The 12,928-nt window shown below is 51.4% G+C and carries 11 protein-coding genes; 1 reads left to right on the top strand and 10 read right to left on the bottom strand.

Annotation, left to right across the window (positions count from 1 at the left end; genetic code table 11):
- Positions 1-40 precede the first annotated feature (40 nt).
- Positions 41-268, bottom strand: coding sequence for a DUF1127 domain-containing protein (locus D6M16_RS15630; RefSeq protein WP_120512756.1), 228 nt, complete (start codon positions 266-268; stop codon positions 41-43).
- Between the two features lie 96 nt (positions 269-364).
- On the opposite strand from D6M16_RS15630, the gene D6M16_RS15625 reads away from it, so the two are divergent.
- Positions 365-1,303 (top strand): LysR substrate-binding domain-containing protein, encoded by a 939-nt coding sequence (locus D6M16_RS15625; RefSeq protein WP_240435637.1) that lies wholly within the window; start codon positions 365-367, stop codon positions 1,301-1,303.
- A 68-nt stretch (positions 1,304-1,371) separates the two neighbouring features.
- Here D6M16_RS15625 and D6M16_RS15620 read toward each other — a convergent pair whose 3' ends face one another.
- The 9 genes from D6M16_RS15620 to D6M16_RS15580 form a co-directional block, all read right to left on the bottom strand.
- Positions 1,372-1,947 carry a flavoprotein gene (locus tag D6M16_RS15620; RefSeq protein WP_120512755.1) on the bottom strand — a complete coding sequence of 192 codons (576 nt, stop codon included), beginning with the start codon at positions 1,945-1,947 and terminating at the stop codon, positions 1,372-1,374.
- 78 nt (positions 1,948-2,025) lie between these two features.
- Positions 2,026-2,850 carry a metallophosphoesterase family protein gene (locus tag D6M16_RS15615; RefSeq protein ID WP_120512754.1) on the bottom strand — a complete coding sequence of 275 codons (825 nt, stop codon included), beginning with the start codon at positions 2,848-2,850 and terminating at the stop codon, positions 2,026-2,028.
- 10 nt (positions 2,851-2,860) lie between these two features.
- Positions 2,861-3,391 carry a group II truncated hemoglobin gene (locus D6M16_RS15610; protein ID WP_205576911.1) on the bottom strand — a complete coding sequence of 177 codons (531 nt, stop codon included), beginning with the start codon at positions 3,389-3,391 and terminating at the stop codon, positions 2,861-2,863.
- Positions 3,392-3,393: 2 nt separating this feature from the next.
- Entirely contained in the window at positions 3,394-4,275 is an 882-nt protein-coding gene (locus D6M16_RS15605) for a GNAT family N-acetyltransferase (protein WP_120512753.1), read from the bottom strand.
- Positions 4,276-4,285: 10 nt separating this feature from the next.
- On the bottom strand, positions 4,286-5,422 hold the full coding sequence (locus D6M16_RS15600; protein WP_120512752.1) for an acyl-CoA dehydrogenase family protein: 1,137 nt from the start codon (positions 5,420-5,422) through the stop codon (positions 4,286-4,288).
- Positions 5,419-6,195 carry a thioesterase II family protein gene (locus D6M16_RS15595; RefSeq protein WP_120512751.1) on the bottom strand — a complete coding sequence of 259 codons (777 nt, stop codon included), beginning with the start codon at positions 6,193-6,195 and terminating at the stop codon, positions 5,419-5,421. The genes D6M16_RS15600 and D6M16_RS15595 overlap by 4 nt, the downstream gene beginning before the upstream one ends.
- On the bottom strand, positions 6,182-7,828 hold the full coding sequence (locus D6M16_RS15590; RefSeq protein WP_120512750.1) for a GMC family oxidoreductase: 1,647 nt from the start codon (positions 7,826-7,828) through the stop codon (positions 6,182-6,184). Before D6M16_RS15590 ends, D6M16_RS15595 begins: the two co-directional genes overlap by 14 nt.
- Positions 7,825-11,226, bottom strand: coding sequence for a non-ribosomal peptide synthetase (locus D6M16_RS15585; RefSeq protein WP_205576910.1), 3,402 nt, complete (start codon positions 11,224-11,226; stop codon positions 7,825-7,827). The genes D6M16_RS15590 and D6M16_RS15585 overlap by 4 nt, the downstream gene beginning before the upstream one ends.
- A 252-nt stretch (positions 11,227-11,478) precedes the next feature.
- Positions 11,479-12,924 (bottom strand): MFS transporter, encoded by a 1,446-nt coding sequence (locus D6M16_RS15580; RefSeq protein ID WP_205576909.1) that lies wholly within the window; start codon positions 12,922-12,924, stop codon positions 11,479-11,481.
- Positions 12,925-12,928 lie beyond the last annotated feature (4 nt).

Raw genomic sequence — 12,928 nt, 5'->3', positions numbered from 1 at the left:
AGCTGACATCGTATCTATTCTCCGTTTCTACTCTCCGCATCTATTCGCTGCATCTGTTCGGGACATCAGTCCACGCTTTTCGCCGTTCCTGTTCGACAATCCTCTGATCCAACCCTATGTCATCCAGCAAGTAGTCTGGCAACTCACTCAAATGACGCAAGTCACGCTCACGCTGCCGCCAGCGTCGATAGGAAGAAAAGCCAGACTTAATCATACCCATGACTTTTGTGCTTCCGGTAAACACAAAGTTATATGTTGTTATCCCCATGCCAGCCACCTATTATCACCAAAGTACAGGTTTATCTTCGTTCAGATGCTGTAAGTGCTCAAACGATAGTTCCTGACAGTCAGTTAAGGAAAACTAATGTCATTACCAAATGAACTCAGACACCGCATGCCGCCACTGCAGGGCTTATATTATTTTTATCAGGCAGCACATTACGGCAGTTTTAAAGCCGCAGCCGAACACCTGCATGTCACTGCGGCTGCTATCAGCCAGCAGATCCGGTTATTAGAAGACTGGTTTGGTACCGCCTTGTTTTACCGCCAGCACCGGCGAGTAGTGCTGACTCCGGAAGGGCAGACTTTATTTGAGCACAGCCAGAAAGGCTTCAAACACATTCAGAATGGCGTTTGGCTGATTAACAATGACCCGGAACCCCAGCGTTTATCGCTGTCGACCCTGCCTTCATTTTCTGTGCATTGGCTGGTCCCACGTATGACAGCATTTCGTTCGGCCCACCCTGACATCTCTGTATTAGTCGAGTCGAAAAATGAACTGGTGGATTTTGAGCAATCTTCGTTAGATCTCTGCATTCGATACGGTGCAGGTGACTATCCGAATTTAACCAGCCAGTGGCTGATGGATGACTTGCTCTATCCTGTCTGCCACCCTATTTATCAGAAAGAACACCAGATTTTTACCCTTGAGGACTTACAGGGTGCTCATCTGATAGGTGACCTTCTGCCGGATATGGACTGGGAGCGATGGATGTCGATTGTTGGCGTTAAAGGCGGTTCCACCTCATTGGTTTACGATGGCGCCAACTATGTGCTTGAAGGAGCGTTGGCAGTACAAGGGGTCGCACTGGCCCGGCACAGCCTGGCTCACAGATTTGTCGAAGATGGCACCCTGGTACGTATCGGTAACATTGCGGTTCGACCCGATTACAGTTATTACCTGTGTGCGCCGGAAGGTTTCTTTAAACGTGAAAAAGTCAGGTTATTCAGCGATTGGATTCGCCGGCAGGCAGAAACATTTAAGCAGACCCGGCCTGCCGATCTGATCATCAAAGAAGCGTGAAGGCAGCAAACAAATGTACGTCAAATGCGTTTGGGATCTCTGCCTCTGCCTGCACGGCTGAATACCGGTTATTTTTCCAGCGCCCCCTGTAACAGGCCAACCACAGCTTCAGGTGCCGGTAACGAAGGATGGCCAACCATACGATTGAGCGACGCATCAAAGTTCTCGTGCCAGACTGGCTCAACGACATCATAACCGTCTTCACGCAGTTGCTGGACATTGCGTTGCACTGCTGGCTTTTTCCACATTACAGCGCCCATCACAGGCAAAAAGTACACTGGGAAATCTGCCGTCAGAATCACAGTGGTGAGCCGGTTGGTTGCACCACCCTGTGCTGCAGTCGCGAGGGTGTTTGCTGTCGCTGGCATCACAAACAACACATCATGATCGGCAACAATCCGGGAAGGTTTATCTGTCGGCCAGTCCCGGGGATGCTCACCCGCGATCACCCGGTCACAATACAGTGCCATACTGGATGCCGGTATGAATGTTTCTGCTGTCGGCGTCATCAGGACGGTCAAATGACAGTCTATTCCCCCTTTAATGGCCTGTAAGTATTTTGGCAGCAGCATGATATCCACAGAACCTGATGCGCCTATCAGTATCTTTGGTTTAACTGTTTGTTGCTGAAGAACCTTTTCCATATTGAATTTCCTTATAAGTCACTAAATTTTCCCCTGACACAGCGCCATGAACCAGCCGGCAAGGCCTGAGCCGGAGCACTACATCAAAAGCGTGTCGAGGACCGTCAGCATGCGGTACGCATCACGGCCTTGCCTGTCTTTTGGGTAACCCAAAGACACTTCAACATGCGGTATTCCGTCTAACACATTGGATCCATGTATATGAAGATGCCCGTACACAACCAGACAAACCGGAAAACGGCTTAACCAGGCAGCAACCTGCCGTGTACCACACCATATTGAAAATTCCTGCGGTTGCACTGATTCAGTCAGGGTCTGCAGCATAGGAAAATGATTAACAAATATCATAGGAAGCTGCTCTGAGACGGCATTCAGCCGGGCTTCTGTGTACTGAACACGCTCATTACACCAGCTTCGGATATCCGGATAGGGATACGTTTTAAGAAAAAACTCGTCTGAGCACACCGCACCCGCCCGTCTTGCTCTCTCCAACCCCTGTTGTGGCGTGAAGTCAGAGGGATGGCGAAAAGAGTAGTCGTACAGTGTGAAAAGAGGAGCAATCAAAAATGATTGCCCATTCTCAGCGGTATACACCGGATAGTCATCCTCCGGGGTCAGGACGCCATATTGGTGGCAAATCTCGATAAGCTGCCGATACCGCATCTCACCAGGCAAAGCCATAGGCTCTTTGGGCGTACACCAGAGCTCATGATTACCGGGTACCCATATGACCCGGTAAAACTGCGCAGCTACTGATCGGATAACCCACTCGAAATCGTTGAGATCATCAGCCACATCACCGCCAAGAATCAGCCAATCCCCGCGATAACCGGCACACATTGCCTCAACTGCACGTCGGTTTTCCGGGTGAGAGACATGCAAATCGCTGACAGCCACCAACATAGCCTGTCTCCTAAAGTGTGCCCGGAGGCGCTTCTCCCCATCCCCATCTGGGCACAGTATCCCGCTTGGAAGGCTTAGCGCCCGGTTGCGAATTGGCCATGGCCCTGCGCGACCCCCACTCTATGTATGCCGTAAACGCGGAACGAAATTCCGGGTCGCTGGGTAATTCAATTTCATCCGCACTTTGCATCATCAAAGAGACCCAGCGTTCTCGCTGTTCCGCCTGAATCGAACGTCCCCGGTGCTTACGGATCATATTTTTAAATCCTCCTCTGTCATCGGTGTACAGAGGCTCGCCGCCAAAAACTTCTTCAAACCACATAGCCACATGGACATGGTGATCTGGCGGCATATGCTGAAAAAGAGGCTGAAGTAAGTCATCTTTTTCGACTTTGGCGTAAAACACTTGCAGCAAATGGCGGATCGCATCGCGTCCCCCCATCCACTCCAGTAATGTGGGTGTTGATGTATTCATCGCTTGGCCTTTTTCAGCTTTCTCAACGTTCTCAGCCATGGTTTCTGTCATCGTGTTTTCACTCATGATTAACCAAGCTCCAATGACGCAATGCACCAAACCTTGTGCTCCTGCTCTTTCGGTGGTTCACCGCGATACATGCGAAGGGTATGGAAGATAGATTCAAATCCATGGGTTTCTGCCAGATTGATCAAGGTCGGATCTGCCTTTTCAGGGACATCTAATGTGACTTGCCTCCCCTGCGGTACAACAGATAATGCCGCGATGAACAGAGGTTCCACCAGGTCGGGGGTATTGGCGAACAACGGACCAAGCCGGTAACCCTCTTGCGACTGACGAACGCCGACAATGCCAGTCACTTCCTGACCGGTTCTGCAAATGAAACCGTAACGTGTTTCACCGATGAACCAGTGTTTCAGTAAGGCACTGCGGTCGATACCCGTACAGCTTTTATCGTATGCGATGATATCGTCGATATCCGCAGCCTGTACCAACGCAATATGATCGGGGCAGTGGTAATCCTGCTGTACCTGGCCCACCATGCGCAGATTATTCCGGCCCCCTGCAAACCCCCATTTTGCATAGTTATCAACCTGGGCCGGCATGCCATCCAGTCCCATGCAACGATCCCCACCGTGGGAGAACGCACTTTGGCATACCTTAAGACCATAACCTTGCCCACGGTAGGCCGGGGGAACCAAATAGTGCCCGAAGAAACTGAAGCTGGACGAATAATTAACGACTGACATCGCAGCGACAGGCTCTTTACCCAAATAACCGATAAAGAAACCCTGATCATCAACTTCAAAAAAGGCATTTTCATCACCAATGCCCATGTCCCAGCCTTCATTTTTTGCCCAGGCTATCACTGCTTGCCATTCCGCCAGATTAGCGTGTTTTACATGCCAGACGCGGTTTGATGTTTCCGTTTTGTTTTTGACAATATCCATCATTTCCTCTCTAAAGCCCCATGGATTTACTGACGACTTCCAGCATGATTTCACTGGTGCCGCCATAAATTTTCTGAACCCGGCTGTTGACCCACAATTTACCGATAGACGAATCGCTCATATAAGCACTGCCGCCATGCAGTTGCAGACATTCATCCGCCACTTTGTTCTGCACTTCTGTTGCCCACCATTTCAGCCGGGCCGCATCTTCCAGGCTGAGTGAGCCGGTATTAAAGCGCTCAATGGCGTCATTGAGATAACTGCGGGTTACTTTGATTTGGGTATCTAACTGCGCCAGCAAAAAGCGGTTGTACTGAAAGGCACCAATCGGCTGACCAAACGCCTTGCGCTGTTTCACGTAGGCCAGCGTCTCTGCCATCATGATTTCAGCGCTCACCACAGCCACGGTACTGATACTTAAGCGCTCACGTGTCATCCCTGTCATAAAGTAATAGCTGCCAAGATTTTCGCGCCCAAGCAGGTTACTTTTGGGCACAACACACTGATCAAACGTTAAATTCGCCGTATCGCTGGCATGCCATCCCAGCTTTTTCAGCGCGTCACCCTGAGAAAAGCCAGCCATGCCTTTTTCCACCACCATCAGGCTGATTCCCTGCCCCCGTGGCCCGGCGTCAGTCTTCACCGCGACGATAAACAGATCAGCATTCACGCCATTGGTGATAAACGCTTTACTGCCATTGAGTACATAGTTATCGCCGTCTGCTGTCGCTTCCGTGCGCATCCCGGCCGAATCTGAGCCACCGCCTGGTTCAGTGATGGCAATAGCGGCTATTCGCCGGCCACTGCACAAGTCCGGTAACCAGCGCTGTTTCTGCTCTTCAGAAGCAAACTGATTGATATAACTGGCAATGACATCGTTATGGGAAATCACGATTGGCGCTGTCATACCAATCGCCAGCATTTCTTCCGTGAGCGCCAGCGCATAGCGATAATCCGATTTATCTTGCCCGCCCAGATTCTGGCTGACGCCCATACCCAGCAAGCCATGTGCTCCCATGGTTTGCCAGAAATCGCGGTCAACCAGGCCCTGTTTCTCCCATTTTTCAAGCTGGGGCTTTGCGTAATGGTCAAAACACTCCCGGCAAGACAGCCGGAATTCCTTTATCTCATCTGTGGTTGTACTCACTGAAACACACTCCAACTGTCCATTTTGTTTGCTTCCGACAGCCTTAACGAGGCCTCGGTATCCATTGCCTGCTGAATCACAGGCCAGTGCCGGTAAACCGCAAAATGATCGCCATTCACCCGGATCATGCTTGTCCGATCCACCGTATGCTGCCGCCATTGCTGAAGCTGCTCCTCAGTAACATGCGGATCGTCCGATGCGGCCACCAGCAACAGGGGCTGCGCGACTCGCAGACCCTTGAGCGAAGGAAACTGACTGCGCACCAGAAAGTCACTGCGTAACTGAGCCACATAGCGCCTGGCAAGCGCCGGTTCATTCAGCACCGTATTGGGTGTTCCCTGATCCTCTCGCATTTTTTGCAGCAGGGATTCGTCCGACCATAAGTGCAAATCATCCATCTCTTGCTCACTGGGCGGCACGGATCCAGAAACCATGCTGTACGCAGGCTTGATCCCATACTTTTTATGCATGACGTCTGTGACTGCCACACTGAGCACACCGCCAAAGCTGTGACCAAATGTCGCCCAGCGCTGAATTCCCTGCTGCTGCTTTTGCCGAAAATCGCTATAGAGGGTATCTGCCAGTTTCTCAGCCAGCGTATGCAGACATGTCACCTCAGGTTCACGGCCCAGCACACCACGTCCGGGCATTTCAACCGGATGTAAAAGTGCCGTCCCCTTGTCCTGATGAAGCTTGCAGAAAGGGCGATAGACATTGGCACTGGCGCCGGCATGTGGGAAGGCATACACAACCAGATTTTTATTCGCTGACATCCAGACCTCCTGTTCTCAATGCGTGCGAGATACGCTCTGCCAGCATGATGGTGGTTAAATTGGTCGGCATGGAGGGAATCACAGGAAACAGTGAAGCATCGGCAACGGTCAGGCCGGTAACCCCGTACACCCTGCCGTTCTGATCCGCCGCGCAATCCGGGTTGTGTTCAGGCCCCATCCGAACCGTTCCGGATGCATGCCAGCCGGGGTTGAGCATGTTTTTTACCGCGCTGTGCATCACACGATCGCTGTTAATCATGGCCTCAGACCAGAACTGAATACCATCCAGAAAGCAGGCAACCTCCGGGTCATTCAGTGCGCGCCACATTTGCCGTACAGCACCGACCATGCGGTGAACGTCCTGCTCATTTTCACGTAAGGGAAGCTGTATGGATGGCAGCACTTCGGCCTCGCGACTGGTGATAAAAACCTGACCCCGCGCAGCGGGCTGCATCAGCATGGCAGACGCGCCAACGATCATGGGATACTCAAGCCTGTGCCTGAATTTGGGTACAGTATGACTTTCGACATTGTTGAGCAGACCAATCTGGACATCGGTTTCTTCGCCTGCACCACTGCAAATGCGGGCTGCAATCTGGCGCCACGGCAGACCGCGACGACAGACACCGGCTTTGGGAAGCGCCCAGATCACCAGAGAGGCATGATCCTGCAAATTGCGACCAACGGCTGGCCGGTCAACCCGCACAGGAATATTCAGGGAATTCAGATGCGCCGGATCGCCAATCCCGGAGCGCTGTAACAAAGCAGGGGTGCCTATCGCACCTGCCGCCAGTACCACTTCACCGGCTTCAAAGCTGTGACAGCTTCCCTGATAAATGGCTTCAATACCTGATACCACCGTCCCGCTGAACCTGATGGCAGAGACAAGAACGTCTGTCAGTACCGTTAAGTTCGGCCTGTCCTGAACCGGTGCCAGATAAGCCTGATAGGCATCCAAACGCTGGGCGTGCTGTTTGACATTGGAAGGTACAAGGCCGACACCGGGTGCTTCTCCGGCATTCAGATCCTCGGTATAAGGAATACCTTGCTTCTGGCAGGCGGCAGAGAAAGCCATATCTAACGGATGCAGGCTGTCAGCACCTGGACGACGCAACACCATAGGTCCCTGATTGCCATGCAAGTCATCGCCAGGAAAATCCGTATCCGTTTCCAGACGGCGATACCAGGGCAGAACATGTTGCCACGACCACTGTGGACACCCCATATCGGCCCAACGCGCAAAGTCACGAGGAAAAGTCCGTAGTGCAACGGCACCATTTACGGCTGATGAGCCGCCCAGCACTTTCCCCACTCGGTAATCAAAAGGCGGCGGATATTTATCCTTCTGTTGACCAGTAGAGAGATGGCGAACCACGTCACTGGTCGGGCTAAGGCTGCCTTTTAATTGCGCTTGATACGACCAGTTGTAACCTTCAAGCACCAATCGAGATGCATCAGCAAGCGGACTGTTGGCAAGGTGGGCGTCTGACTCGGGTCCGGCTTCGAGCAACAACACCCGTTTGTGACCATCTTCCGACAGGCGGGCTGCGAGCACGCAGCCCGCAGACCCTCCACCGACAATGATGAAATCAAACTGGCTCTGAGCCAGTGGTTCTTCGGCTAGAGCACTCATCCCAGGCTGACTCCATCCAGTTGTTTCATCGATTCAATGATCTGGGCAAACTGACGGATGCTGGTATTCATGAAGAGACCTTCGATCAGATCCTGTTCCTGAACAGCCGTGACCTTGAATTCTTCACGCAGTGTGCTTAACAGTGCCACAGCAATCAGCGAATCGCCGCCAACATCAAAGAACCCGGCATTCACATCCAGATCATCATGTTGTAACAGCTCCCGCCACAAATTGAGCAACCTGTCTTCTGTGGCAGAAACGGGCTGGGTGTCAGCCGTTTGCACATGCTCTTCAGGCCAGGGCGCCGGCAATGCTTTTCGATCTATCTTGCCGTTTGCGGTGAGTGGCATGTAAGGCAGAATAACGAAGTAAGTGGGTACCATATAGGGCGGCAAGGTGCTTTGTACCTGCTCCCGGCAGCGCTGTTTCACGGTTTCATGGTCAAACGAATCAGCGCTCTCATGCAGTACCAGGTAGGCGACCAGCTGCCGTTGTCCCGATTTAGGATGAGCCGGCGCATCAATCACAACATGGTTAACGGTTTGCAAACTCAGCAAAGCAAACTCCACTTCACCCAGCTCAACCCGGTAACCGTTAATTTTTACCTGGTTATCTTCCCTGCCCAGAATCTCTATCAAGCCATTTTGAATATATCGGCCCAAATCCCCTGTTTTATACAAACGTTCACCGGTTTTCGGATGGGTAAAAAATCGCTGCGCCGTTTTCTCCGGATCGGCCCAGTAGCCTTGAGCAACGCCTTCACCCGCGATATACAGCTCACCGATCCCCCATTTGGGACAATCTTCCAGCCACTCGTTCAGCACATGAAAGCGCTGGTTCGCCAGAGGTTTACCATAAGGAATGCTGACCCAGTCTTTTTCAACATGCTCAATGGGATAGCAGATAGACCAGATGGAGCCTTCCGTTGCTCCGCCCAGGCTGATTACCTGAGCATCCGGCAGTGCGTTGCGGATCGCATCCGGCAAATCTACCGGAATCCAGTCGCCGCTCATTAAAATCAGTCTCAATTTGCTGCTGGCTAGCAGATCACTGGCCCGATCCACCATGACTTTGACCGGGGCAGGTACGCTATTCCAGATTGTGATGCCGTGATGAATCAGCGTCTCACACCAGATTTTGGGATCGTTTTGGGCATCTGCGGCCAGGAACACCAAACGGCCGCCTGCCCCCAACACCCCGAAATAGTCATAAACCGATAAATCAAACCCTGCCGGCGCAATAGACAGGACGGCATCGTCGGCTGTCACCCGGAAGCGGCGATTGATGTCATCAAGGGTATTGACGGCATTGTTGTGGCTGATCATGACGCCTTTCGGCTCGCCGGTTGAACCGGAAGTGAAAATCACATAGGCCAGATCATCAGCGCTCTGAATAGGTGACACAGTCTCTAAAGGCGCTTCATCCGGCAGGATATCCAGATCTACTCTTAAAAAAGGCTGATACTCTTCAGGATTGGTGTAAATCTCTGTGGTGGTCACGACCGCTTTGGCCTGACATCGGTGCAGCAATTGCAGACGCCTTTGCTGCGGTAAGGCAGGATCTATCGATACATAGGCGCCGCCTGACTGTAATATCCCCAGAATACCGACGATCAGATCAGGCCCTTGTGGCAAAGACACTGCTATGATATCTCCGGCTTCAATACGCGCAGATTCCCGCAATTTCGCCGCCAGATGCGTTGACTTAGCGACCAGTTCGCCATAAGTGAGGCGTTTATCCCCCTGCTCTATGGCAACCGCATCCGGACGATTTTTCGCCGCATCCAGCAAGCTGTCTTGCAGCAGTCTGGGATTGATATCAACAAAAGTATCATTCGCTGCGCGCCGTTCTGCCTTGTCTGACTCTGGTATGTTCACCACAGCGCCGGTTTTCTGCCAGATGGTTTGCTCTGAGAGCGCTTCATCTGAAATCGCCTGATTCAACAGTTCCAGATACGCGTCCATCATGTCATTCGCCAGATTTGGCGGGAATAAGCCATCCACATAATTAAAATGAATGCCCAGACCTTGCTGTTCAAGGGTGATCTGATTTTCCAGCCAGATCTGCGGGGTTTGATTGCTGGCATACACCTGCCTGCTACCGGGTCCGCGCCAGTCGGGCACCCACTCCGCTAACTCAGGGGTCAAAGTATTACTGAACACCACTGGCATTGAGATCGCGCGATTTTCCTGTTTACGGCTGGTAAGCTCACGCAACACCTGAATGCCATTAAATGAAGCATGCAACTTTCCCTGATAAAGCAAGGTTTGCACTTCTAGCATCCGCTCTGAAAAAGTACTTTCCGCGACACAGGATACTGGTAGCAATTGGGGTTGGAGAAAGTTTCCTACCGTTTGGTCAATCGCATCTTCGTAAGGCCTGCGCCCCATTTGCGTCAGTGTCAGAGTGAAATCCTGCCGTTTTGACCACTGACGGATAACCTCGGTATAACACCCCAGCAGCAAGGCTTCCGCTGTAAGGCCATGCTTATCAGCAACTTGCCTTAATGACACTAAGGTCTGCGTAGGTAACAGTCTGGAAAGGCGTTGAATATTGGGATGTTCAATTTGTTGCGGGGAAATATTGAGTGGCAGTTCAGGCGCTGGGGGAAGATGATTAATACGTTCAAGCCAGTATTGCTGGTCGTTCTGACCCTGTGCCTCCCCCTGAAGTATGCGCTCTGCGGCGACATAGTTCAGGAAATCCGGTAACTTCACCGGTGTGGTATCTCCTTCAAGCTGATATTCACTCCAGATATCTTTCAGCACTAACCTTACACTGATCACATCAAGAAACATGAGATCGAAATGGCAGTGCAGCCGCCATGTTTTATCCGTTAAACGGGTGATTCGCATTTCAAATGATGGCGCCTCGTCCAACGTAAGTCGCTGCTTTTCCATGCTTTGGCGCAATGTGGTGAGATAGGTGTCCTGCTCTGAAGTTTCCCAGGCACTAATATCTTTTGATTTAATACAATACAAGCTGCAAGCCGGCACAATTTTTTGTTTGCCGCCAGAAACAGCAACAGCCCTCAGCATGGCATGCCTGCCAATGATCTGATTTACCGCATACTTGAAACGCTCCTCATCCAAAGCGTCAACATCCAGCTCCAGATAGTAACTGCTGGATAATCCTCCGAGTTCCAGGCCAGTGTTTCGCCCAATCAGATACGCATACTGAATATCCGTTAATGGCTGTTCATGTGCTTCATGATCAGCAGTCATTTGTTCGGCCAGTGGCTGATGCAAAGGCAACTGCCCACGGTACAGGACGTCAAGATATTCATCTTCCCGGGCTGCTTCGTGCAACGCTTGCCCTTGGTGCTTGAATGACAGACGGCCATGTTTTTTAACTACCTGTTTTTTAAAGGTTAGTTTGCCAACTTGATCACAGTTCATAATGGGTCATGTGTCCTTAGTTTGTCTTTCAATCATTTGCATTTAATAAAATTGTTATTATCTAAAACGCAAAAACCTATCTACTCGTTACTATGCAACAAGTAGATAGGTTACAAACTAGAAGGCGATATATTATTCGGTCAAGCGATCAATTGATTGTTTTCTAGTCTCCTGTGACATATATGATCAAAGACAAGATTTACAGCAACTCAAGATGTCGCTCTGTAAGCACTTTTTTGCTCACCGTCACACTTAGCCTGATTGCTCACTCGCTGTGTGTGGCGTTGCTTGATATCGATGCCTGGTGATCAACCAGGCCAGCAAGGCGGCCGCTATATAAACGCCTGCAGCTGTAGCAAACGCCAGACTATAACCACCGACCACGTCAGACGCTATGCCAGTAATTGCCATCAAAGAAGCCAGTCCGAATGTGGGACCTAATTCCATGGAGGTATTCATCACTCCCCCCGCCAAACCAGCCTGATGCTGAGGGACATTCATGGTAGACAGCACAGCTGATCCGGAAAACATGAGCGACGTACCCAACGTCAGAATAACAATGCCCGGCAATAATCCTGACACATAGGTGACTTCCTGATGAATGCCCGCGAGCAGACTTAACCCGACAGCGCCAACCACTAAACCACTGATTGTTACTTTCAATGGCCCCAACCACCCGACAATGCGACTTGCCGCCTGATTCATAATCAGTAAGGTTAAGGTGTAGGGTACAAATGCACCTGCCGTTTCAAGCGGCGTCCAGCCTTGTTGAATCTGAAGGAACAAGGACAACAAAAAAGTGACCAGCCCCATACTGGCGGCAGCCAGAAGAATACCCACCAGCCCCACAATACGGTTCGGCTCTCCGATAAACCCTTTTGGCAGTAACGGATCACTGACACGCCGTTCAACAGCCATAAACAGGACGATGAGACACAGACCCACCAGTACAGGAACGAGAACAACAGGGGTTGACCAACCCAGTTCGCCGCTGGCGATCAGCCCATAGCTACCAATAGAAATACCCAGTGTGGCCAGCAAGGCACCGATAGGATCAAGCCCAATCTTATGGCTGACCGCCTGGGCGTGCTCTTCTTTCGGTAAGACCCATTTCACGGCCATTAATCCGATAATGGCGATAAGCACAGGAACAACAAACATCCAACGCCAGGAAACCCAAGTCGTTACCACGCCAGAGGCCAGAAAGCCTACTCCACCACCCAGCACTGACACTCCTCCCCAGGTTGCCATTGCTCTCATGAAAGCGATCGGGTCTGGAAACAGTGTACGCAACACAGCCACAGCGGCGGGTGCTGTCAAAGCGGCGCCCACTCCCTGCAAAAAGCGCATCGCAACCATCATATTGAAATGGGTTGAAAAAGCCGCAATCGCGGAAGCCAGTCCAAAAACACACAGGCCTAGTGTGAATAATTTCAATCCGCCAAATCTGTCTGTCAACCGGCCCCCGAACAACAACAATCCGCTGAAAGGCAACCCATATGCCGTACTGACCAGAAGCAAATCTGAAGCCTGCAGCCCGAACTCTCTTCCAATATCCGGCAGAGGGATACCAATCATAACAATGGTAAAAATCAGTGTCGCCTGCACCACAGCCAGCAGGGGGAAAGCAAGTTTAGATGCAGGCGACACCTTAGTACCCAGTGCCACCTGTTCATCCTGTTGTTCCTCGAGAGTCATCCCG

This window comes from Photobacterium salinisoli (assembly GCF_003614885.1).
Taxonomy (GTDB): Bacteria; Pseudomonadota; Gammaproteobacteria; order Enterobacterales; family Vibrionaceae; genus Photobacterium; species Photobacterium salinisoli.
The sequence above is the reverse complement of the archived record's forward strand: the minus strand, read 5'-3'. Positions and strand labels throughout refer to the sequence as shown.